Origin of the sequence: Thioalkalivibrio versutus (assembly GCF_001020955.1) — a bacterium.
Lineage (GTDB): Bacteria > Pseudomonadota > Gammaproteobacteria > Ectothiorhodospirales > Ectothiorhodospiraceae > Thioalkalivibrio > Thioalkalivibrio versutus.
The window spans coordinates 1,114,855-1,139,443 of sequence record NZ_CP011367.1 but is presented as its reverse complement, the minus strand read 5'-3'; the positions used below and the strand labels follow the sequence as shown (position 1 = coordinate 1,139,443).

General features: G+C 67.7%; 12 protein-coding genes. 5 read left to right on the top strand and 7 right to left on the bottom strand.

The annotated features are described in order from the left end of the window. The first annotated feature begins 1 nt into the window (after position 1). Positions 2 to 1,555, top strand: a complete 1,554-nt coding sequence (locus tag TVD_RS05315) for a DUF255 domain-containing protein (RefSeq protein WP_082119086.1) — start codon at positions 2 to 4, stop codon at positions 1,553 to 1,555. 103 nt (positions 1,556 to 1,658) lie between these two features. On the opposite strand, the gene TVD_RS05310 is transcribed toward TVD_RS05315, so the two are convergent. Together TVD_RS05310 and TVD_RS05305 are read right to left on the bottom strand one after the other, a co-directional pair. Then, positions 1,659 to 2,888: a methyl-accepting chemotaxis protein gene (locus tag TVD_RS05310; RefSeq protein WP_019628270.1), complete on the bottom strand. Its 1,230-nt coding sequence runs from the start codon at positions 2,886 to 2,888 to the stop codon at positions 1,659 to 1,661. A 782-nt stretch (positions 2,889 to 3,670) separates the two neighbouring features. Beyond that, positions 3,671 to 4,990, bottom strand: a complete 1,320-nt coding sequence (locus tag TVD_RS05305) for a DEAD/DEAH box helicase (protein WP_018951780.1) — start codon at positions 4,988 to 4,990, stop codon at positions 3,671 to 3,673. Between the two features lie 329 nt (positions 4,991 to 5,319). Here TVD_RS05305 and TVD_RS05300 point away from each other — a divergent pair, with 329 nt between their 5' ends. Both TVD_RS05300 and TVD_RS05295 read left to right on the top strand, forming a co-directional pair. Then, positions 5,320 to 7,845, top strand: coding sequence for a bifunctional diguanylate cyclase/phosphodiesterase (locus tag TVD_RS05300; protein WP_047250998.1), 2,526 nt, complete (start codon positions 5,320 to 5,322; stop codon positions 7,843 to 7,845). A gap of 117 nt (positions 7,846 to 7,962) precedes the next feature. Then, entirely contained in the window at positions 7,963 to 10,365 is a 2,403-nt protein-coding gene (locus TVD_RS05295) for an EAL domain-containing protein (protein WP_082119085.1), read from the top strand. A gap of 399 nt (positions 10,366 to 10,764) precedes the next feature. On the opposite strand, the gene TVD_RS05290 is transcribed toward TVD_RS05295, so the two are convergent. Continuing rightward, the gene (locus TVD_RS05290; RefSeq protein WP_018169568.1) at positions 10,765 to 11,136 is read right to left on the bottom strand and encodes a Rossmann-fold NAD(P)-binding domain-containing protein; all 372 of its coding nucleotides are present in this window, start codon (positions 11,134 to 11,136) and stop codon (positions 10,765 to 10,767) included. A gap of 219 nt (positions 11,137 to 11,355) precedes the next feature. On the opposite strand from TVD_RS05290, the gene TVD_RS05285 reads away from it, so the two are divergent. Further along, positions 11,356 to 12,003, top strand: coding sequence for an ERCC4 domain-containing protein (locus tag TVD_RS05285; protein WP_018937782.1), 648 nt, complete (start codon positions 11,356 to 11,358; stop codon positions 12,001 to 12,003). A gap of 438 nt (positions 12,004 to 12,441) precedes the next feature. On the opposite strand, the gene recD is transcribed toward TVD_RS05285, so the two are convergent. The 3 genes from recD to recC are packed head-to-tail and all read right to left on the bottom strand — an operon-like array spanning position 12,442 to position 21,748. Then, positions 12,442 to 14,553 carry an exodeoxyribonuclease V subunit alpha gene (gene recD, locus TVD_RS05280; RefSeq protein ID WP_047250997.1) on the bottom strand — a complete coding sequence of 704 codons (2,112 nt, stop codon included), beginning with the start codon at positions 14,551 to 14,553 and terminating at the stop codon, positions 12,442 to 12,444. Further along, positions 14,550 to 18,242, bottom strand: a complete 3,693-nt coding sequence (gene recB / locus TVD_RS05275; protein ID WP_047250996.1) for an exodeoxyribonuclease V subunit beta — start codon at positions 18,240 to 18,242, stop codon at positions 14,550 to 14,552. Before recB ends, recD begins: the two co-directional genes overlap by 4 nt. Next, entirely contained in the window at positions 18,239 to 21,748 is a 3,510-nt protein-coding gene (recC, locus tag TVD_RS05270) for an exodeoxyribonuclease V subunit gamma (RefSeq protein ID WP_047251911.1), read from the bottom strand. The genes recB and recC overlap by 4 nt, the downstream gene beginning before the upstream one ends. 240 nt (positions 21,749 to 21,988) lie before the next feature. On the opposite strand from recC, the gene TVD_RS05265 reads away from it, so the two are divergent. Next, positions 21,989 to 23,248, top strand: coding sequence for a NupC/NupG family nucleoside CNT transporter (locus TVD_RS05265; RefSeq protein ID WP_047250995.1), 1,260 nt, complete (start codon positions 21,989 to 21,991; stop codon positions 23,246 to 23,248). Positions 23,249 to 23,351: 103 nt separating this feature from the next. Here the strand turns inward: TVD_RS05265 and TVD_RS05260 are convergent, their stop codons facing one another. Further along, positions 23,352 to 24,440: an IS630 family transposase gene (locus TVD_RS05260; RefSeq protein ID WP_012981522.1), complete on the bottom strand. Its 1,089-nt coding sequence runs from the start codon at positions 24,438 to 24,440 to the stop codon at positions 23,352 to 23,354. Positions 24,441 to 24,589 lie beyond the last annotated feature (149 nt).

Genomic DNA, 24,589 nt, shown 5'->3' with positions numbered 1-24,589 from the left:
CATGACTCGATCCGTCGACATCAAGAAGCTGCCCGCCATACGCCGCATCCAGTGGTCCGCCGCATGCGGACTCGGCGCGGGACTCGTCCTGCTGTTGCTCGCTCTGCCGGCCGCCGCTGAGGACTACCCCGCCGATTCCGCGATCTCTTGGCAGGACTGGGACAGCCAGCTTTTCGAGGAATCCGAGGCACGCGAGCGGCCCATCTTCTTTTATTTTCACGGCCAATGGTGTACCTGGTGCCGCGACTTCCAGGACGAGTCCCTGGAGAACCCCGACGTGGTGGACACCGTCGACCAACACTACATCCCGGTCCTGGTCGATCTGGACGAACGTGCAGATCTATTCCGGCGCTACGGTGGCCGCGGCCTGCCCTTCGTGGTCATCGTGAACTCTGATGACGAGATGCTGACCCGCTTTACCGGTCACGTGAATGCCCGCGACCTGCAGAGCATCCTGGTGGCCCAGCGGGACATGTTCTCGGTCACCGGTCGCGAGATCACGCCGGACGATGCCGCGATCGACGATCTTGAAGCCTTCATGGAGATGCTCGACGAGGTCTACGATGCCCGCGCCGACCGCCTGAGCGGCAGCGCCACCTTCGGCACCCTCAGCAAGCGCCCGCAGCCCTGGACCTATCGCTTCCTGCTCACCGCCGAAGGGTGGCGGGATCGCATGCCCGGGCTACTCGACCAGATCGCGGAGGACCTCTACGACGAGGTCGAAGGCGGCTTCTTCTTCTTTCACGATCCGGACCAGCGCGACCCCGTCCTGGCACTGGAGACCTCCAAGCGCCTGGACCAGAACGCGGCGTTCCTGTGGCTGTTCTCCGAGGCCCATGACACCACCGGCGACGAGCGTTACGCCGAGATCGCCCGCGGCATCCGCGACTACCTGCAAGACCACCTGTGGGACAGCCGCCAGCTCCGCTTCGGCAACAGCCAGTACGCCGACCGCGACTACTACCAGCTGGACCCGGAGACGCGCACGCAAACCGACCCGCCGCAGGTCGACCGCAACACCTACGCCGACACCTCGGGCCAGGCGATCGCCGCCCTCGCCAACATGGCGCGAGTGCTGGAAGACAGGGACACACTGGAGTGGGCACACGAGGCCCTTCGGGCGCTGGATCGCTACCTGCAGACCGAACAGGGCTACCTGCACGGCATCACCGCGGCGGGTCGCCCGGCGATGGAGGGCTACCTGCCCTCGCAGATCTGGCCGGAGATCGCCCGCCAGGAGCTGGCGCGCGCCACGGAGGCACTGGACGGCGAGCGACCGGAGATGCCCGACCCGCTCGCGGCACTGGACCGGCTGGAACCGTTCTTCAACGAGGAGCTGGGCGCCCACGCCGAGCGGATCGGCACCGACCTGGAACCCTGGTCGGAGACCCGCACCCAGGCGGCGCTGGCCTGGTGGCTCTACCGTCTGCCGGGCACCGCCATCGAGGAATCCCACATCGATCGCAACATGGTGCGGGAACGCCTGCGCATCGAGCCCGGTGCCGACCCCGACGACGTCGCTCTGGGCTTCGACGCCCTGCGCCGGGGCTTCTGAAGCCCCGTTGCAAGGCCTTGCGGTCGCTTATCCGGCGTCACAACACACCACCCCCGGTTTCCCAGGATGGCGAGCCGAACCTGCGCTGCGCCTGGCTCGGCCGTTACGCCTGTTGACGGAACCCCGCAACCTCGCCCTGTAGCTGCTGCGCCAAGGCCTCCAGCGCCTCCACCGCCTGCTGCATCTCGTTCGCCCCGTCGGCATTGCGCACGGCAATATCGTTGATGTGGTGGATGTTGCGGTTGATCTCTTCCGCCACCTGGCTTTGCTCCTCGGTCGCGCTGGCCACCTGGCGGGTCATGTCGTCGATGGCGGTCACCGAGTCGTGGATGTACTCCAGGGTCTCGCCGGCCTCGCCCGCCTTCGCCACGGAGGTTTCCGCATGCTGCTGGCTGACCTCCATCGCCTGCACCGCGCGGGTGGCCCCGCCCTGCAGGCGCTGAATGATCTCGCGGATCTCCCCGGTCGAGTCGTTCGTGCGCTGTGCCAGGTGGCGCACTTCGTCCGCCACCACCGCGAAGCCCCGCCCGGCCTCGCCGGCCCGCGCCGCCTCGATGGCCGCGTTCAGCGCCAGCAGGTTGGTCTTCTCGGCGATCTCCTCGATCACCTGCAGGATCGTGCCGATGTTGTCGCTGTCCCCTTTCAGTTCCACGATCACATTGTTCGCCTGACGAATCTCGCCGGCCAGCGTGTTGATCGCACCCTGGGTCGCCTGCACCACGGTGCGCCCGCCTTCCGCCGCACGCGTCGCCTGCCCCGCGCTCTCGGCCGTGCTCTGCGTGTTGTTGGCGACCTCCTGCACCGTGGCAGACATCTGGTTCATCGCCGTGACCACCTGCTCCACATCACCGCGCTGTTCGTGGGTGGCACGCGTCAGTTCATTGCTGCGCCCATCCAGCTGCCGCGCCGAGGCGGCAATCCCGTCCGCCGCGTCGGCAACCTGGCGAATGAGCCCGGAAAGCCGGCCCATCACCGTGTTGAAGGCCGCGCCGGTGCGCCCGATCTCGTCGTCGGTCGTCACCTCCACTCGGTGCCCGAGATCCGCACGGCCCTCGCCGATCGCCTCCAGCCCCTCGGCCAGGCGCTCCATGGGGCGCGTCAGCACATTGGCGTAGAACCAGCCAATACCCAGCGCCACCACGAACGCCACGATCCACAGCACCCACAGCAGCCACCACAACTGGCTCACCAGCGCCGCGTCCACACCCGCGGCCAGATCACCCTTCATGGTGTGGAAGGTCACCCCGCCCATGATGGACAACGGCACGGTGCTCACCACGATCACCAGGATAATCAGCTTCAGTCGCAGCCCACCCAACGGTCCAATCTTCATCGACGCCCTCCTTTCCGTCTCTTAACGACCAGCCGATCCCGGTCTTGAGCCCGACACAGTATCCATCCGCCCCGCCCCTATCGTCTTGATCCGGGTCAACCTCATGTCCCAACACAAGCCAAAAATCGCTCCTGATTAGCAATAATCATCAGCCAGGCCCAATGACCGTGCCAGCCCGGGTTTCCAGCCGCCCCCAGCTTGGTCATCCCGGAAACCGCGTAGCGGTTATCCGGGATCTCTGCGGTTGGGGGTTGCCCCGACGGGGGAGATCCCGGCTCTTCGCTTCGCTCCGGCCGGGATGACCAGGCAGGGCTAAGGCGCTCCGCGATGGTGACATCCCCAACAAGGCCTGGATCCAAGTGCCCCGGGGCGGGCCATGCACGCCCCCCGAAGGACCCCCGGCACTGGCTGACTCTTATCGCTAATCAGGAAATCGTCTCACCACGAAGCGCATGAAGACACGAAGAAGATCAAGGGCGATTGCGCCACAGAGGACACGGAGCTCACGGAGAGGATGAAAAGGCTTTCAACGTGAAGGATGGGGCTCGCTTGGTTTCAGCCGTGGGGCCAGCGGCCATGGCTAACAGACGTTCCAGACAGAATTCGTCCTTTCTCTGCGTCCTCTGAGTTGATAGGCCTTTGGCCTTGACCTTCTTCGTGCGCTTCGTGGTGAATAAAGCCCTTGAGCGGGCGCTCGCCTCACCCCCGATACCCAGACACAAAAAACCCGCGGGCCCGAGACTCGGGACCGCGGGTTCGCGGTACTGCGTTAGCGGGTCCGCTTACCGGCTGCGAGCCGCGCGGTTGCCGTTGGCGGACGGGCGACCGTTGCCGCCGCGACCACCACCGGGCTTGCCACCGCGACCGTTGCGCGGGGCGCCACTGCGGGCGCCTCCGCCCGGCTTGCCACCCGGACCACCACGGCGATTGCCGTTGCCGTCATTGGCAGCCGGCTTCGGCGTGGCGAAGCCCTCGGTTTCGATACGGTCGATCGGGCGCTGAATCAGGCGTTCGATGCCCTTCAGCAGCTTGATCTCCTCACCGTCCACCAGCGACAGCGCGGCGCCGTCGGAGCCGGCACGCCCGGTGCGACCGATGCGATGCACGTAGTCCTCCGGCACGTTCGGCAGCTCGAAATTGACGACCTGCGGCAGCTGGTCGATGTCCAGCCCGCGCGCGGCGATATCCGTGGCTACCAGGACCGGCACCTGGCCGGACTTGAACTGCTTCAGCGCCTTTGTACGCGCCGCCTGGCTCTTGTTGCCGTGGATCGCCTCGGAGCGCACGCCATCCTTCGACAGCTTCTCGGCCAGGCGATTGGCGCCATGCTTGGTGCGGGTAAACACCAGCACCTGTTCCCATTTGTTGGTGCGGATCAGGTGGCTCAACAGCTCGCGCTTCTGGCTGGTCTCGACCAGGTGCACGCTTTGCTTCACGCCCTCGGCGGTCGTGTTGCGCGGCGCGATGTCGATCTCCGCCGGGTTGTTCAGCAGGCCGTTGGCCAGCTTGCGGATCTCGTCGGAGAAGGTCGCCGAGAACATCAGGTTCTGGCGGTTCTTCGGCATCATCGCAATCAGCTTCTTGATGTCACGGATGAAGCCCATGTCGAGCATGCGATCAGCCTCGTCGAGTACCAGGATCTCCACACCGGACAGGTCGATGGTCTTCTGATTGGCGTGATCCAGCAGACGCCCCGGCGTCGCCACCACGATGTCCATGCGATCACGCAGGGCCTTGATCTGCGGGTTCATGTTCACACCGCCAAAGATCGTCATCGAGCGCATCTTGAGATTGCGCCCGTAGGTCTTCACGGATTCGTGAACCTGCGCGGCCAGCTCGCGGGTCGGGGTCAGCACCAGGCAACGCGGGCGGCCATTGCCGGCCTGCGGCGCATCCGAGGTGGAAAGGCGCTGCAGGATCGGCAGGGTGAAGCCGGCCGTCTTGCCGGTGCCGGTCTGGGCGGCGGCCAGCAGGTCGCCTCCCTTCAGGACTTCCGGGATGGCCTGGGCCTGGATCGGGGTCGGGTGCTGGTACCCGGAGGTTTCCAGCGCACGCAAAAGGGTATCGGCCAACCCGAGGTCGGCAAAGGTCGTATCAGTCATGGAATGCTCCAACGCCACCCGCCACTCGTTCAACACAGAGCACCCATCGGGGGAAACGAAATCAGGGGGATCACTGCGAGCCGGAAGGCTCTGGATCAAATGAACGGACGCTGACGGGCGGGGCGTTCGATCCGGGCACTATACGCCTTTTGTCAATGAAAAGACACCGCTCCATACCCCATCGGATATATATTTGTTTTGTGCGGGAATATCCGCTAGCTTCATTTTCAAAGAAACCGATGCCCACGCAGCAACGGTCAGGCCGACGCGACCCGCCCATAAGGATGCGTCCAGGGGAGTTGTCCAACAATGTGTGCACTTAGAGCCCGATGATTTCGGGTTCCGATCGGTACCTGCGGCAACATATTGCCCTCGCCTCCGGCGTTCTGCTGGCGCTACTGCTGTTACCGCTGGCGATCTGGATGCTCGGGGTGGAGCTGCCGCGGATCCTGCCCCGCGAGCACCTGACCGCCTTCCACACGGGCGCGGAGTTGTTCGCGGTGGTTGTGGCCGTACTGGTATTCGCGGTGGGCTACCACGTAATCGACCGCCGCCGCGTGGCCGCTTCTCTGCTGCTGGCGTGCGCCTTCCTGGCGGTCGCGTTGCTTGATTTCCTGCACCTGATGACCTATCCGGCCATGCCGGATTTCATCACCCCGAACTCGTCACAACAGACCTTGTTGTTCTGGCTGGCCGCGCGCCTGGTCGCGGCCGCGGCATTGCTCGCCTACGTGGCCCTGCCCATGGTCTCGCAAAGCGACGGTCCACCCCGTCTTGTCTACCTGGTCGCGAGCCTTCTGCTGGTCGCCTTGCTGGCGTGGATCGGACTTTGGCATGCGGAGATCATCCCGCTCCTGTTCGACCCGGTCAGCGGGCTCACGCCCATCAAGATGGGGCTGGAGGCGCTGGTGATCGGCCTGCACCTGGCCACCCTGGCCCTGCTCGCCCTGCGCCGTGAGCTCCTGCAACGTCCGGGCATGCCCCTGGTCGCCGCCGCCATGGTCATCAGCATCGGCAGCGGGATGTTCTTCATGTTCTACGAAGACCTGACGGACACCCCGTTTGTACTCGGCCATATCTACAAGCTCGCGGCGTATCTCCTGATCTACCAGGGCCTGTTCCTGGAAAGCGTACGCTCGCCCCTCCAGCGCCTGCACCAGGCCCACCGCGATATCGAGATGCGCGAGCAGCGTTACCAGCAACTGGTGGAGACGGCCCCCGACGGCGTGCTGGTCACCGACATGGACGGCCGTATCGTGATGGCCAATCGCAACATCGAACGCCTGTTCGGCTATCCACGCCAGCAATTGATCGGGCAACCGGTGGAGCGGCTGGTCCCCGAACGCCTGCGCGAACGCCACCGCATGCACCGGCGGGCACATGCCCACACCATCAACCGCCGCACCATGGGGCAGGTGCCCCACCTGCGCGGGCGCCGCATCGACGGCACCGAGTTCCCGCTGGACATCAGCCTGAATGCTTTCGACGACAGCGAAGGCCGCCGCATCACCGCGTTCATCCGCGATATCACCGACCGCCAGCGCCGCGAGGCGCGGATCCAGCACCAGGCCACCCACGACAGCCTGACCGAACTACCCAACCGCTGGCTCCTGCACGACCGCCTGACGCAGGGGATCGCCCAGGCCGAACGTCACGGCCACCCGATCGCCGTCATGCTGCTGGATCTCGACAACTTCAAGATGGTCAATGACACCTTCGGCCATCACGAGGGCGACCAGTTGCTGAAGGCCGTGGCCGCCCGACTTCAGGGCGCCCTGGACCAGGAGGCGACCATCGGGCGTTTCGGCGGCGACGAGTTCATGATCCTGCTGACCAACGTCGAAGACGAACAGGCCATCGGCGCAATCGCCGAGCGCATCCTCGACATCTTCACCAGCCCGTTCCAGACCGAACAGGCCCGCAGACTGACCTCCACCGGAAGCCTGGGCATCGCCCTGTTTCCGCGCGATGCCCGCGACGAACGCAGCCTGGTCCGCTACGCCGACATGGCGATGTACGAGGCCAAGCACTCCGGACGCAACACCTATGCCTTCTTCTCGCAACACCTGGATGCCCAGGTGCACGAAGAGCAACGCCTGCAACAACGCCTCCAGCAGGCGCTCGGGAACGACGGCCTCGAGTTGCACTATCAGCCGCTGGTGGACGTGGCGTCGAATCGCGTCATCGGCGTCGAGGCTCTGGCCCGCTGGACCGACAGCGAGCTTGGTCCCGTTGCCCCGACCCGTTTTATCACCAGCGCCGAGGCCACCGGCCTGATCCTGCCACTGGGCGAGTGGGTCATCTCCGAGGCCTGCGAGCAGCTCGCCCAGTGGTCCCGTGCGGGTCTCGAGCTCCGGGTCGCCATCAACGTCTCCGCGATGCAGTTCCGCCAACACGACCTCGTCCAGCGCCTCGGCGCGATCCTCGAAGCCACGGGCGCCCCGCCCGAGCGCCTCGAGATCGAGGTCACCGAGACCGTGGCCATGGCGGACGTCGCACTGACCCGCGATCAGCTCCGCGGACTGAAGGCGCTGGGCATCCGCGTATCGCTGGATGATTTCGGGACCGGCTATTCCTCGCTCGCCTACCTGAAGTCACTGCCGATCGACAAGCTGAAGATCGATCGCTCCTTCATTGTCGACATCGATCAGGAGCCCGAATCCGAAATGATCCTGCGCGCGATCGTTCACCTTGGCCACAGCCTGGGCCTGACCCTCGTGGCCGAGGGCGTCGAAACCACGGCGCAACGTGACTTCCTCCGGATGATCGGCTGCGACCTCTACCAGGGCTGGGTCCATTCAAGCGCGATGGCGGGCAGCGCGGTAAGGGACCACCTTCACGTAGCGCGCGCGTAAGGCGGCCCCGCTCTTGTGGTAGCCCTAACGACGATCACGGATTAAGTTTGATACCACGGGCGTCTAGCTTCGAATAAGGCGGCAACAGATCGCCCAAAGCCATCGCAGGGAGGTGACATGGCCGACAGGGGATCCACCGACTCGACAGCACCACCGTCCGCACAGGATCCGCGCGACCACCGCTCCGCCGTCGCCATCACCGGCGGCTTCGCGGTCGTCCTGTTGCTGATGATTGTCATGATCGCCCTCGGACTGAACCGCCTCGGTCAGGTCCACGAACGTCTCGACGTGATCGTCCACGAGCACAACATCAAGACCGAATTACTGAACCGCATGCGCACCGCAGCGCGCGAACGCTCGGTGACCCTGCTGCGCCTGTCGATCACCACCGACCCGTTCGATATCGACGAAGGCATCATCGAGTTCCGCGGCCATGCCTCGGACTTCATGGTTGCCCGCAACGAACTCGAGGCGATGCCGCTAACCGGGCGCGAGCTGGCCCTCCTGGAAAGATCCCGCGGTCTGTCATCCAATGCGGTAGAAGTACAGGAGCGGGTGCTCGACCAGATCCTCGACGACGACATCGCCGCCGCCACGGAATGGCTGCTGGAGCAGGCCATCCCGATGCAGAACCTGGTGCTCGACAATCTCGCCGCCCTGCTCGATCTGCAGCAGCAGGCCGCCGAGACCGCAGCGCAGGAAACTGCAAAAGAGCACCAGCAGGCCGTCCAGATCATGTTCCTGCTCGGTGGAACCGCGCTGCTTATCGGGATCGTCGTCGCGGTCGCCGTACTGCGCCGGAGCCGGGATACCGAGGCCGACCTGTTCCGCGAGAAAGAACGCGCGCAGGTCACCCTGCACGCGATCGGTGACGCCGTTATCACCGTCGACACCGGCGGGCGCATCGACTACCTCAATCCAGTGGCGGAACATCTCACCGGCTGGACGCATGCCGATGCCCATCGCGAGCGACTGGACCATGTATTCCGGACGGTCCGGGAAGACGACGGGCAGCCACTCCCGCACCCACTGACCGAGTCCCTTCCCGACGGTACCGCCTGCAGCCTGAACCAGGGCGCAATCCTCGTCTCCCGTGACGGCCACGAATACGCCATCGAGGAAGTCTCCGCCCCGATCCGCGACCGCGCCGGTGCAATCATAGGTGCAGCCCTGGTCTTCCGTGATGTCTCCCAGGCACGTGAAATGGCTCGCGACCTGTCATGGGCGGCCACCCACGACAACCTGACGTCGCTGGCCAACCGCCTCGAGTTCGAGCGCCGGCTGCGCCAGCTGGTCACCACCGCGCGCAATGACGGTCGCGAACACGCGCTGCTGTACATGGATCTCGACCAGTTCAAACTGGTCAACGACACCTGCGGTCATGGCGCCGGGGATGAACTGCTGTGCCAGCTGACCTCTCACATGCAGGCGCAGCTGCGGGAAAGTGACACCCTGGCCCGTCTCGGCGGGGACGAATTTGGTGTGCTACTCGAAAGCTGCCCATTGGAACGGGCAGAGAAGATCGCGGAGAACCTGCGCCGAGCCATCGAGCAGTTCCGCTTCGACTGGCAGGGCCGGCTCTTCCGGATCGGCATCAGCATCGGTGTCGTCCCCGTGAGCGGTCATCACAGCGACCCGGCCCAGTTCATGAGCGAGGCCGATGCCGCCTGCTACCTGGCCAAGGAGCGCGGACGCAACCGGATCCATGTCTCGCGCCCCGACGATGCGGCCCTGTGCCGGCACCAGGGTCAGATGGACTGCCTGCAACGCATCAACCAGGCACTGCAGAACGGGCACCTCTGGCTCTACGGGCAACACATCGAGCCGGTATCCAGCAGCGGACCGCGCCACACCGAAGTGCTACTGCGCATGGTGGACCCCGACGGCACGATCGTGCCGCCCAACACCTTTATCCCGGCCGCTGAGCGCTACGGGCTGATGGGGACCATCGACCGCTGGGTAATCGACCGGGTGCTTCAGATCGTCGCCCGCAGCTCCAAAGACCAAGGTCACTTCGCGATCAACCTCTCCGGACAGTCGCTCTGCGAACGCGGCATGCTGGACTACATCGTGGAACGCATCGAATCCAGCGGCGTGGCCCCGAACCGGCTCTGTTTCGAGATCACCGAAACCGCCGCCATCGCCAATCTCAACCAGGCCAGCCGCTTCATCAGCACCCTCAGCGCGATGGGCTGCTGCTTCTCCCTGGACGACTTCGGCACTGGCATGGCATCGTTCGGCTATCTCAAGACCCTGCGCGTCGATTACCTCAAGATCGACGGCAGCTTCGTCCGCGACCTGAACGACGACCCGGTCAGCCGTGCCATGGTGGAGAGCATCCACCGGATCGGCCAGGTCATGGGTATCCGTACCGTTGCCGAATGCGTCTCCCACAAGGACCTGCTCGTACCCCTGCGCGTAATCGGCATCGACTACGCACAGGGCTTTGGCCTGCACCTCCCTGAACCGCTCGAGCCCTGCCCCGTCCAGACCGGAGCACGCGCCACCGGAACCAGCTGACACCCCTCCAGCGACCGGCCCTGCGGGCACCTTCTACCGCCCACGACGCCGCGCAACCCACCCGGTCATCACGAACACCGCCCACCAGCCCGAACACCGCGCAACCCACACCGTCATCCCGGACACCGTGCAACCCACCTCGTCATCCCGGACACCGCGAAGCGGTGATCCGGGATCTCCCACACCCAAAATCCCGGCGCTGCGCCACGGCCTTAATGACACCAGGGGGAAGGGCACCCCCATCAGCTGGAGCCAGCAGGCGATCATTTTGTGCATCGCTCCGCCTGGCCTCCAACGTCTGCGCGCCAGCCAGACACGAAAAGGCCGCCCGAAGGCGGCCTTTTCGTGTCCGAATCCAGCCGTTCGCGCCGCCGTCGAAACCGGCGACGCGGCGCTGGATCAGTACCCGGTACTGCCGTGCACGTCCGGCGGGGCCTCGCGGGTCAGCATCGACCACGTCAGGTGCGCCATCACCTCGGGCGCCACCACGGTATGGCGGTTCCCGCTGTTCTGCATCCCCTCGCGCAGCTCCTGGCGGACCTGCGGCTGCCCGGTCAGATCAAAGATCACATCGACCTGATCCCCGCGTGCCACGAGATCCGCAACCGACTCCAGCGGGATCCCCTTCGCCTCGGCCAGCCGGCGCCCCTCGGTCTCGCCCTGCTCCGAGGCCGCGCAGATCGTCATTCCGGGCAGACCGGACTCCAGCAACATCTCGAGGAAGCGGCCGCCCACCCGGCCCAGTCCCACCACTGCTATCTGAATCGACATATGCACTCCATCCTTTCTATTTTTTGTTTTCTCCATGCATGCCCGCGAATGCCATCCGCCGAACACGCCCCCCGACTGTAGGCCATGTGCGACACGCGCGCACGCCCGCCCGCACACACCGCGCTCGCCCCGCCCGGCATCCGGCCATTTGGAGCACCTCGCGGGTCGGCCTAAGGTGACACGAATACATCCGCACGCAGTCAACCAACCGGAGCCCCCATGGAAAACGTTCACCTGCCGATCCGTGCAGACCGCCGCGAACAGGGCAAGATCATCCAGCGCATCGAACGCCTGGAGGGAGTGGAGCTGGAATTCACCGACCTCGACGTCGGCGACTACCTGCTACCCAACGGCGTCGTGGTCGAACGCAAATCCGCCACCGATATGGTTCTCAGCGTCGTCGACAAGAGTCTGTGGGAAAACGCCGCCAAGCTGAAGGCCAACTACCAGCAGGTCGTCTACATCGTGGAGGGGGACCTCTACGAGCCCCGTTTCCATCAGCAGGCGCTGGACATCCACCGCGCCCTGGCCCACCTGACGATCGCCCTCGGCATCAGCGTCCTGCCCAGCTCCGATGCCGACAACAGCGGCATGCTGATCTACCTTCTGGGGCTGAACGCACAGATCGAGCCGGACCCGTCCGACCGCCCGACCAAGCCCGACACCCGGCGCAAAGCCGCCGAATTCATCGTCAGCGGCCTGCCCGGCGTCGAGGCCGACCAGGCCCGCGACCTCCTGCGCGACATCGGCAGCGTGCGCGACATCATCAACGCCGACGCCGCCACCCTCGCCCAGACCGACGGCCTCGACGAAGAACGCGCCCAACGCATCGAATCCGTCGTCACCTACGGCAGCCGCACCACCTGAACACCCCCCGAGCCGCCAGCCGCACCACCCTCTGTGGGAGCCTGCTTGCAGGCGAAGCCCCCGCCAACATCAGGAGCCCTGCAATGCGGCCCGGCCACCCCGTCATCCCGGCCGCAGCGCAGCGAAGAGCCGGGATCTCCGACGGGTGTAGAGGCCCTACCGCAGGAGATCCCGGATAACCGCCACGCGGTTTCCGGGATGACGATCCTGGGGCAAGGCTGGACATCGCAGGAACCAAACCCCTGCAGGAGCGGGCTCGCCCGCGAAGCCCCCGCCAAAGCCGGACCTGGACAGCGGACGATGGGCGAAGTGATGCTGCCAACCCCGGACACGGGCAACGGACGTAGGATGCCGATGAGCGCAGCGAATCGCATCAAGAGGGCGCGTGTTGTCCCGTGAACGGTGCGTTTCGCGATGCTCAACGCACCCTGCGACGCTCTACGACGCGTCCCCCAGCCACCGCCGCAGGCCGCCACTGCGGCGGATCTGGTGCTGGCTGGCCGCAACCAGCGTGCCCGCGCGTGGCTCCAGCAGGCTGAACCAGCGGCTGGCGCGGGTGATGGCGGTGTAGGCCAGCTCGCGGGTCAGGATCGGGCTGTCCGCGTCCGGCAGCACCAGGGCCACATGCTCGAACTCCGACCCCTGGGCCTTGTGCACCGTCAGGGCAAATGCGGTCTCGATGGCCTCCAGGCGGTTGGGCAACACCCAGCGCACGCGACCGCCGTCCCCGGCGGCCAGGAACGCCACCCGCAGCACCGAGTCTTCGCCCTTGGTGGCATCCGAGTCCGCCTCCGGCTCACCCCGCGCCAGCCAGGCCGGGACGGCCAAGGCGATCCCGATATCGCCGTTGATCAGCCCCAGCGCGTAGTCATTGCGCGTGACGATCACCGGGCGCCCCTCGACCCATTGTCCGCCGGCCCCCGGCCCGTCCATCCGTCCCGCGTCCCCCGCGAGCAGGCCGCGCGCCTGCAAGGCCGCGGCGACGCGCCGGTTCAGCGTCTCCAGCCCCCACGGGCCGCGGCGCACCGCGCACAGGAGCTGGAACCGCCCGTGGGCCGCCAGCACGTCGCGCGCCCAGTCCTCCCAGGCCGCGCGCGGGGCCGCCGGGGCCGGCCGCGCCGCCCGCAGGCCCTCGAGATAGCCCGCATAACCCACCGCCTCGCCCTCCGGCGTGTCCGCGCGCCCGTCCACCGCGAGCGTCACCAGTACCGGGTCCTCGGGCCCCGCGAGTACCTTTTGCCGGACGGCATCGTCCCCGTCCGGCCCATTCAATGCCTCGCCCGTGTTCACCGCCGCGGCCAACCGCCCGATCCCGCTGTCCGCGCCGAAGCGATGACTCTCCCGCAGCATCACGATGTGCTGGTCCAGCGCCTGACCGGCCGCATCCTGCATGGCCGCCGGTACGGCCATCCCGGTCACGGCCTCCAGCCAGTGCGCGGTCGACGGCGTGTAGTGCCCGCCCCCGGCGCGATGGCACAGCTCGCCCAGCACCGCGCCGGCCTCCACCGAGGCGAGCTGATCGCGATCCCCCAGCAGGATCAAGCGCGCGGTGCGGGGCACGGCCTCGACCAGGCTCGCCATCAGCTCCAAGTCGATCATCGAGGCCTCGTCCACCACCAGCACGTCCACCGCCAGCGGGTTGCGCGCCCCGTGGCGGAAATGCCGGGTGTCCGGGCGCGCCCCAAGCAGACGGTGCACCGTCACCACCTCCGCGGGCAGGTTCCGGCGCAGCGCATCGCCATCGGGCAGCTGGTCCAGCCCCAGGCGATCCAGCGCCCCGCTGACCGAGGCATTCAGGCGCGCCGCCGCCTTGCCGGTCGGCGCCGCCAGGCGGATGCGCAGCGGGTCGTCCGGACCCTGCAACCCCTGCAACAACGCGAGCAGTCGCAGCACGGTGGTGGTCTTGCCGGTCCCCGGCCCGCCGGTAATCACACTGAAGCCGGAACCGGCCGCCAGGGCACAGGCCAGGCGTTGCCAGTCCGGATCGGTGGCAGCCTCCGCCGGCGGTCCGAACAGATGGTCCAGCCAGTCCCGCGACGCCTGCTCGTCCAGCGCACCTTGCCAGGCCTCGCGGTCAGCCAGGCGCGCGCGGATGGCCTGGCCGATGCGGCGCTCGCTCTCCCAGTAGCGGCGCAGATAGACCTGCCCCCCGGTGTACACCAGCGGCGTTCCACCCAATTCGCCCGGTCCGGCCAGGCCACTGTCCTGCAGGGCCGCCGCAACCTGCGCAACGGATACCCCCTGCAGTACCGACGAGGGTCGCGGCGGCGGCTTTGATCCCGGCTCGCCCTCCGGCGGCAGGGCCAGCGTGGCGTCGGGGGCCTGCAGCAATGCGTCCAGTTCCAGGCACACATGGCCGCGCCCGACCTGATGGCTGGCCAGCGCCGCCAGCAGCAGGGCCAGCGGCGACGCCGCCGGGGCCTGCTCGTGCAGGAAGCGCACCAGCGCCCGGTCCACGCTGCGCAGCCAGCCGGCCTCCTCCCACTCGCGCAATAGCTCGAGCACGGCCTCCGCCGAGGCCAAGGTGCCCGTTGTCATCACCGCGCTCATGCCGTCGCCTCCCGGTTCGGGCCGGCCGCCATGCGGTGATCCAGCCATTCAATCAGCGCGCGCGGCGGACAGTGGTGGAACACCCCGTGCCCCGGCGCATCCACGCCACGCAGGAACAGGTACACCCCGCCGCCCATGTGCTGGTCATAGTCGTAGCCCGGCAGGCGCGCGGCCAGCTGGCGATGCAGTGCCAGGGTGTAGAGCACCAGCTGCAGGTCGTAGCGGTGTTCCAGCACCGCCGCCTGCAGGCGTTCCGGGGTGTAGGACTGCGCCGAAGTCCCCAGCCAGTTGGACTTGTAGTCCGCCACGTAATAGCGCCCGCCGCGCTCGAAGACCAGATCGACGAATCCCTTCAGCATCCCATTCAGGGTCACGTTCCCCAGCGGCGGGCGCGGTTGTCCGGGCAGGATCTGCGCGCGGACCGCCTGATCCAGCTCGCCCGCCTGCAGGTTGCGCGTCGGATACAGGAACTCCAGCTCCGGCTGATAGGTGGTCAGGCCGCCCAGACTGAAATGTTCGCCGTCCTCCAGCGGGAAGGCGACCGCAAGCAACTGCTGCATCCAGTCCGCGACCGTCTCCGACCACTCGCCCCAGCCCCGCCGCTCGCAGCGTGTCGCGATCTCCTGCGCCATCCGTTCGGGATCTGCCGCCTGCGCAGCGAGCCCCTGCTCCGCCGCCCACTCCAGCAGCCCGTGGAGGAAGGTGCCGGGCCCGGGCCCGCGCGGGAAGGCATGCAGCCCACTGGCCGCGCGCGACTCGGGCTCCGGCGCCTCCAGCGGCGGCCGACTCGCATCCGCCACCCCCTCGCGCAGCACGTCCTCGCGCGCCGAGTCGGGGGCCACCGGCGCGACCCCCTCGCCATGCGCGGCAATCGCACTGTAGCTGGCCACCCACCAGCGCTCGAAGCGGCGCGTCGGCGGCACCCGGGCCGGCCCCGTCGCGGTCGTGGCACTGCCCATCTGCGCGGCCACCGCGCTCGCCTCCGGCAGCGCCCCCACATGAATCGCCGATGCGTCGCCGGCTGCATCCCGCAGCGCGGCCTCCAACCCGCCGTCCTGCACCCCCGCGGGTCCGGCCAGCAGGTATCCGGCCGCCGTGCGGTCGAAGTGATTGGTCTTGCTGTTTCCGGAGACGATCGGCGCAATCCCCAGCCAGCAGGCATGCCGCGCGCGGGTCATGCCGACATACAACAGGCGCAGATCCTCGGCCAGGCGCTCGCGCTCGGCGCGCTCGAACACCTCGCCGTCCATGCGGAATACCCAGCGCGCCCCACCCTGCGGCGGATGGTCGCGGTAGGGCACATCCTTGGCCGTATCCGTCTGACGGAAATTGCAGACGAACGGCAGGAACACCAGCGGATACTCCAACCCCTTCGACTTGTGCAGGGTGACCACCTTGACTAGGTCTTCGTCACTCTCCAGGCGCAGGACCTGCTCCTCCCCGGTCTCGCCTTCGCCGCCGCGATGCTCCGTCAGGTGCCGGATCAGGGCCTGTTCGCCGTCCAGCTCGGCGGCCGCCTGCTGCAGCAGCTCGCTCAGATGCAGCAGGTTGGTCAGGGCACGCTCGCCCTCGGCCGTGGCCCGCAGCCGGCGCGGGACCTCGAAGTCGTGCAACAGCCGACGCAGCATCGGCAGTACGCCGCGCGTCTGCCACAGCCGCCGATAGTCGCGAAACTGCTCGACGCGTACCTCCCACGCCAGCTCGTCCACCGTCAGCCGGTGCAGCTCGACGAGCGACTGCCCCAGCGTCGTGGTCGCCAGCGCCGCGCGCAGCAGGCGCTCGCTGGTCGGCTCGGCGCAGGCGCGCAGCCAGCGCAGCAGGTCCCCGGCCTCGGCGGTCGCATACACCGACTCGCGATCCGACAGGTACACACTGCGCACACCCCGCCGGCGCAGCTCGGCACGGATCGCATCCGCCTCGCCACGCCCGCGCACCAGCACCGCCATGTCGCGTGGCCGTACCCCGGTCAATTCCTCACCTTTGCGGAAGCCACAACGACCGGCCATCCCGCCGTTGAGCAGTTCCACCATGTAGCTGGCGCAGGCCTGCGCCATGCGCTCGCGATAGGCGCCCTTGGGCACCGGCTCGCCCGGATCAAAGCACCACAGCGTGACGGCCGGCATCGCCTGTCCATCGTTCTCGAAGGCCTCCGCACGCCCGTTCGCGTCCACCGGCAGAAACGGCAAGGGGTTCTCCGTTCCCGAGCGGAACAGGAAGGCCCCGTCCTGCCAGCCCTCGGCATGCTGGAACAGCCGGTTCACGCCCTGCACCAGGGCATCGGTCGACCGAAAGTTTCGTTCCAGCGTGTAATGCCGCCCGGCGGTGGCCGCGCGCGCGGCGAGATAGGTATGGATATCCGCTCCGCGAAAGCGATAGATCGACTGCTTGGGATCGCCGATCAGCAGCACGCCCTGATCGCGCGGGTTCTCGTCGATGCGGTAGACGCGGTGGAAAATGCGGTACTGCACCGGGTCGGTATCCTGGAACTCGTCGACCAGCGCCACCGGGAACTGGGCGCGCAGGGTCGCCGCCAGGTGCTCGCCGCCGGGTCCGTCCAGGGCATCGCGCAGCCGGGTCAGCAGGTCATTGAAACCCATCTGCGCGCGCTGCCGCTGCGCTTGACGGAACCGCGCGTCCACCTGCCGCGCGGCCGCCTGCAACAGGCGCTCGCGGTCATCCACGCAGACCTCGGCATGATCGTCCAGCCCCGCGAAGGCCGGATGCAGATCGTCCGGCAGCGCCTGCCCGGCCTTCAGCCGGGCCTGCATCCCGGCCGCGCTGAAACGCTCCAGGGGCGAGTCGCCGGAGACCCCGCCTGGCCGCAGTGCGCCGGGGTCCGCCGCCCACTCGCGCATCGCCCCCAGCAACTTCTCCGGGTTGCTGTACTTCTGCTTGTTCAGCACCGAGTTGCGCAGCGTCTCGAACTGCTCGGCCACCGCCGCAAAGTCCTCGCGCCAGGGCCGCTTCATGGCCTCCAGCCGCGCCAGCCGATCGCCCAATGCAGCTGCCAAGCCTTCCGGCGTCTCCAGCTCCACATCCGCCGTGTGGGCCGGGAGATGCCCGACCAGCGGCCGGATCTTCTGCAGCAACGTGTCGGGATCAGCACCGAAGGCGTTGCGCAGCAGCGCGAGTGGCGCCGCCGGTTGCGGATAGACAAAACGGCGCCAGTAGTCGCGCGCCGCGTCCGCCAGCAACTCCTGCTGGTCGCTCGCCAGGTCCTGGGTGAACAGGCTCCCGCTGTCGAAGGCATGCTCGCGCAGCATGCGGTAGCACCAGCCATGAATGGTGGACACCGCGGCCTCGTCCATCCACTCCGCCGCCAGCTCCAGCCGGCGCGCCGCACCCGGGCGTTCCGCCTCGGCGTATTCGCCGCGCAACTGCAGGTGGATGTCCTGCACGCCCGGCACCGCATCCGGGTCCTGCGCGCGGAACACGCGCGCGGCGATCGCCAGCGCGTCGCGGATGCGTTCGCGCAACTCCTGGGTCGCCGCGTCGGTAAAGGTCATCACCAGGATCTGCGGCGGCGTCAAGGCGTCAATGCCCTCGGGCAGCTCGCCGTGCCCCAGCACCAGGCGCAGGTACAGCGCGGCGATGGTGTAAGTCTTGCCGGTGCCGGCACTCGCCTCGATCAGGCGGCTGCCGTGCAGGGGCAGCCCCAGCAGATCCAGCTTGTGGGCGGTCGCGCTCATGCAGGGTCCTCCGCCTGATTCACCACGAAAAACACCGGTCGATAAATCCGGTCGCGCCAGAAGGCAAAGTCCGGATCGTCCAGCAGGGTCTCGGGGTCGGGCCAGGCACGCGCCAGCGCCGGGCTGCGCGACCATTCGCCGGCGGCGAAGTCATTCCCGGCCAGGGTCTTCAGCGCCTCGTCATACGGATCCTTCGACCCCTCCTCCGCCGCGAGCCAGGCAAAGGCGGCGGCGCAGGCCAGCGGCAGCGGCCGCTCCTGGCCGGCCGCCCAGGCCTCCAGCAGCGTCCCCAGCAACTCCTCGGCCAGCCCCGGCTCCAGCCCCGGGAGCTCCAGGCGCTTGTCCAGTCCAACCAGTTCGGAGCCCACGCCGCCTGCCCCGGCGTTGGCCAGCAGATGCATCACCCAGGGCGCCATCAGCTTGTCGAAGCGCCACTTCTTGCCATCACCAATGCGGCTCGCGGTGTAGTCGAGGCATACCCGCGCCTGCCCGTCGCTGCGCAGGGCGGGTGGCACGGCCTCCAGGCCCCAGTGCTCGTGTTCCAGACGCAGGGGGCGCGCGGCCGGCAACGACTCGGGGTACAGCGCATAGCGCTCGCCGATCCGCTCCAGCAGCCGCGCGGCCTCCTCCACCATCGCGCCGCGCTCCAGCGCGCCTGCCGCACCCAGCGGCAGCCGGCCCGCGCGCTGCAGCCGGGCCGACTCCGCCTCCAGGATGCTCGGCCAGGCCTCCGCGTCGTCGGTGGTCTCGAGTGCCGCTGCGACCAATTGCTGACGCACCTGCCACTGCTCCAGCCCGGCCAGGCCAAAGGGTTCCAGGTCGTCGCCGGCCTCTTCCTCCTCGTCGAAGAACACCCCCAGACGATGGCGGAAGAAGGCCTCCACCGGGAAGCGCAGAAAGCGCGTCAGTGCCTCCGGCCCCAGGGCGCGCGGCTCGCGTTCGACCTCCAGCAACGGCACGGCCGCGGGGGCGCCACCAGCGGCATCCGCCGCAGCGGCCGCAGCGGCCGGCGCCGGATCGTGCACCGCCTCCCACTCCCGCGCGTAGGTAAAGTGCCGATCGTCGGCGGCGTCCGCCACCGGGAAATTCACCGGGGAGAACGGCTGCAGCGGGTGCCAGGTGGTCAGGTGGTCCACCAGGGCCGGGCCGGCCTCCGGCCCGTCGGACCCGGCCAGCCCCCAGCCCGCCGCCAGGTGATCACGCAGCTGGCCCACCAGCACCGACGGCGGGCGCGGCTCGTTGTCGCGCACATGCCGCCCCACCCAGCTCACATGCAGCTGGCGCCGCGCGGAGAGCAGCGCCTCCAGGAACAGGTAGCGGTCGTCCTCGCGGCGCGAGCGATCGCCCGGGCGGTAGTCGTTCGCCATCAGGTCGAAGTCCACCGGCGTCGGGCTGCGCGGGTAGTCGCCGTCGTTCATCCCCAGCAGACAGACCACCTGGAACGGGATCGCCCGCATCGGCATCAACGTGCAGAAGTTCACCTGCCCGGCGAGGAAGCGCTGGCCCACCCCGGAATCGTCCTGGCTGGCAAGCCACTGCTCGCGCACCACCGCCAGCGGCAGCGCCTCTTCCAGTCCGGCCGCCGCGCAGTCCTCGCGCCATTGATCCAGGGCCTCGCCCAGCTGCTCCAGGGTGAACAGCTCGGCATCGGTCTCGGCCGCGAAGAATTGCTCCAGGAGCCCGCCCAGATGCACGGCCCAGTCTGCCGGCGCATGCGCCTGGCGCAGCCACGCCCAGGCATCCTCCAGGGCGGTGATCAGGGCGTCCATCGGCCCCAGCAGCGCGGCACTCAGCCCGCCGATCTCGTCGTAGGGCTCCAGGCCCTGCCACGGACCCTGGTCGCCCAGCGCATAGCCCAGCAGCATCCGCCGCAGGCCGAAGCGCCAGGTGTTCTGCTCCAGCCCCACGGGCAGGCCCAACCCGGCGCGCTGCGCGGCATCCAGCCCCCAGCGCACGCCCGACCCCTCGGCCCAGCGGTGCAGCTGGCCCAGGTCCTCCTCCGCGATGCCAAAGCGCCGGCGCACCGCCGGCACGTCCAGCAGGTCCAGCAGCTCGCTGACGCCCATCCGGCTCTCCGGCAGTGACAACAACTGCTCCAGCGCGATCAGGACCGGATCGCGGCCGCGCGGCCCCTGGTCCGACAGCGTGTACGGGATAAAGCGGGGATCATCGGTCTCCGGCTGACCGAACACGGCCTCGATGTGCGGGGCGTACTGATCGATGTCCGGGACCATCACGATCACGTCGCGCGGGCGCAGCGACGAGTCGCGCTCGAAGTGATCCAGCAGCCGGTCGTGCAGCAGCTCCACCTCGCGCAGCGGGCTGTGCGCCACGTGGAACTGGATGGAATGGTCCTCCGCCGGGACCGCGGGCCAGGTCTCCCGGGTCTCGGCGAGTGGGCGCAGCTCGCGGATGTCCTCCTGCAGCTGGTGCAGCAGGCAGTCCTCCGGCCCGCGCGTGCCGTGTGGCTCGAAGACGTCCACGCGCTCCCAGTCCAGCGTGCGCAGCACCCGGCCGTAGTGTTCGGGATCGTCGTGCTCGTCCAGCAGCCCGATGTAGTCACGTCCCTGCTTGCCCCAGGCCGCCAGCAGCGGGTGGGCGTGGTTGTGCAGCTCCGCCTCGTCGAGGGCCTCGGGCATGCCTGCCTTGCGCGCCTGGCGCCGGCGCGTGGCGCGCAGCAGGTCCTTGTCGGCCACGATGTCGGCCCAATAGTGCTCGCAGGGGTTGTGCACGCAGACCAGCACCTGGCAGAACCGCGCCAGGCCCTCCAGCGCCTCCAGGATCTGCCCCGGCAGCGAAGAGATGCCGAACACAATGATCCGCCGGGGCAGGCGCGCCGGGCGCTGCTCCAGCGCGCGCACTGCAGCCATGTAGCGGGCATGCACGGCCGAGCGACTGACCGCCTCCCGCGCCACACCGATATCCGCCTGCAGCAGGCGCCACAGCTCGGCCTGCCAGCGCTGCCCTGGGGCCAGCTCGCGCTCCTGCCCGCGGGCGTCGCGCAAGATGTCGCGTCCGGCCGCCCAGTCGGTCAGCCAGTCAGCGCGGTACACCTGGTATTGATCGAACAGGTCCGCCAGGCGCTCGGCCAGCTGGAAACGCTTGCGCAGGTCGCCCCCCTGCCCCGGATCGTCGTCCTGCAGGAACTGGCGCAGCGGTGCAAAGGCCTCCTGCGCCAGGCACTCCGGCAGCAGGCGCATCAGCCGCCAGGTCAGCGGCCGCTTGGCGTAGGGCGATTCCAGCGGAACGGCCTCGGCCCCGAGGACCGCGCGATACGCCGACCACACGAAGCGCGACGGCAACTGCATGTCCAGCGCCGCCGCGATCCCGCAGCCCGGCGGGTCGGCATCCGGCGACGCGGCCAGGGCATGCCGCAGCCACTGCGCCATGCCGTTGCTCTGCACCAGGATGGTCTCGTTCTCCAGCGGACCGAGCGGCGCGCGGCGCATCCACTCCACCGCCAGCGTGCGCAGCGACTCCAGGTGATTGCCATGCAGCACCACCATCCCTGGCTGCAACTCGCGCGACTCCACCAACCCGGCTCCTTGATCCGTTCGGGAAATGCCACGCATGGCCTCAAGGCCCGCGTGGTCCAGATGCGCCTACCCTACCATCCCCAGGCGACGATCCACGTCGCGCCCGACACGCAACCCGGCAGGGCCCATCCGGTCCGCCGCCGACCCGCCGCTCACATCGAACCCTGCCCCCGGGTATGCTGTGCCCGCCATTTTTGTCGGAGACTGTTCGTGACCGAGTTGCAAGCCGGCCTGGGCATTCTGGTCTTCATTGCGATCGCGTGGCTTCTGAGCGAGCACCGGCGGTCTTTCCCCTGGCGGCCGGTACTGGCCGGCCTGGCCCTGCAATTCGGGATTGCCGCGCTGCTGCTGAACGTGCCGGGAATGCAGCACTTGTTCCTGTGGGCCAACGAGGCGGTGATCGCCCTGACCGACGCGACGCAGGCCGGGACCACCTTCGTCTTCGGCTACATCGGCGGGGATGAACCCCCATTTGCAACCGAAGGCCATGGCAGCACCTTCGTGCTCGCCTTTCAGGCCCTGCCGCTGATCCTGGTCCTGAGCGCACTCTCGGCGCTGCTGTTTCACTGGCGCATCCTGCCGCTGCTGATCCGCGGCGCGTCCAGGGTACTGCAGCGGGCCTTCGGGATCGGCGGCGCCCTAGGCGTGGGCACCGCGTCCAACGTGTTCCTCGGCATGGTCGAATCCCCGCTGGTGATCCGCCCCTATCTGCGGGAGATGACCCGCAGCGAGCTGTTCGCGCTGATGGCCGTCGGCATGGCCACCCTGGCCGGCACCATGCTCGTGCTCTACGCCACCATCATCAACACGGCGCTGGACAATGCCCTGGGCCATCTGATTGTCGCCTCCCTGATCAGCCTGCCGGCCGCACTGCTGGTTGCCACGGTGATGATCCCGCCCACCGCACCCTCGACCGCGGGCGAGTTGCTGCCCGAACCCGAGCCCGCCAGCAGTTCGATGGATGCCATCACCCGCGGCACCCTGCGCGGGCTGGAACTGCTGCTGCAGATCGTCGCGCTGCTGATCGTGGTGATTGCGCTGGTCGCGCTGGTCAACGTCATGCTCGGTGCGCTGCCGGAGGTGGCCGGGGCGACGCTCAGCCTGGAGCGCATGCTGGGGTGGGTCTTCGCGCCGCTGGCCTGGCTGATGGGCATCCCCTGGAACGAGGCGGTCACCGCCGGCTCCCTGCTCGGGGTAAAGACCATCCTCAACGAAATGGTGGCCTTCCTTCATCTGGCCGAACTGCCGCGCGACGCCCTGTCCGCGCGCAGCGAGCTGATCCTGATCTACGCCCTCAGCGGGTTCGCCAACCTCGGCAGTCTCGGCATCCTGATCGGCGGGCTGGGCGCACTGGTCCCGGAGCGGCGCAGCGAGATCGTTGCCCTCGGCATCCGCGCCATCGTGGCCGGCACCCTGGCCACGCTGATGACCGGGGCCGTGGTCGGCATCCTGCACCTGCCCGGGGTCTAGTAGCCCGACGCGAGGCCCGCAACGGGCTCGCCAGACGGGCCGCTGCACCATCCTCCGGAGTCGCCCCGTGGACGACCTATTGAGAGATCACACCTAGTGTCCTTTAACAAAAGTTCGTATTTTTATCGAGGCGATCGGTTAGACGGGCGATCGACGCGATAATTTGATCGGCTGTTTTGCGCCAGATGAACGGTCGAGGCTCATCGTTGTACGTCTTCAGGTATTCGCGGATGGAGTCTTCGAGTTCGCGAGTACTGCGATGCGATTGACGCTTGATCCAGCGCTGCGAGATGAGCGCGAAGAAGCGTTCGACCAGGTTGATCCAGGACGCCGAGGTCGGCGTGAAGTGCACGTGGTAGCGCGGTCGTGCAGCGAACCAGGCCCGAACCTTTTCGGTCTTGTGGGTGCCGTAGTTGTCCAGGATGAGGTGGACGTCGAGATCGTCGGGGACCTGGCGATCGATCTCGTTGAGAAACGCCAGGAACTCCTTGGCGCGATGCCTTCTATGGAGTTTGCCGATGACCTCGCCGGTGGCCACATCCAGTGCCGCGAACAGGGTGGTCGTGCCATGGCGCAGGTAGTCATGGGTGCGGGTCTCGGGATGGCCGAACGACAACGGCAACGCCGGCTGGGACCGGTTCAGGGCCTGGATCTGGCTCTTTTCGTCGACGCACAGCACCAGGGCGCGGTCCGGTGGGTGCATGTACAGGCCCACGATATCGTGCACCTTGGCCACGAAGTGCGGATCCGTGGACAACTTGAAGGTCTCGAGCCGATGCGGCTTGAGACCGAAGGCCCGCCAAATCCGGCTGATGGCCATCGCATTGAGCCCGGTCTCCTTGGCCATCAGCGTGGTCGACCAGTGCGTCGCGTTATCCGGCTTCGACTGCAGCGTCTTGTTGATGACTTCGGTCACCTTGTCGTCATCGATCGTACGGGGACGTCCGCTTCTCGGGGCATCCGTGAGCCCTCCGATGCGTGCCTGCTCGAAGCGCTTGCGCCACTTGCTCACCGTCTCCGCCGAGACGCCAACCCGCGCGCCAATCTCCGAAGCCTTCAGGCCTCGCGTGCTCAGCAGAATCATGCGCGCGCGCTGTTGTTCCGCCGCGGGCATCTGGCGCCGCCGCAGCCAGCTCTCGAGCTCGTCGCGTTCGGCTTCACTGATCGTCAACGTCTTGATCGGTCGTCCCATTCCGGTCGCCTCCCGAGTGCCTGTTATCAGGATACAGGGGGACAGTCACGGAGTCGATGAACTTTTGTTAAAGGACACTAGGGAGACGCTGATTTAATCGCACGTTCGCGTTGGTGCCCCCTGTTTTCCGAGACAAGGCGCGTCGAGCA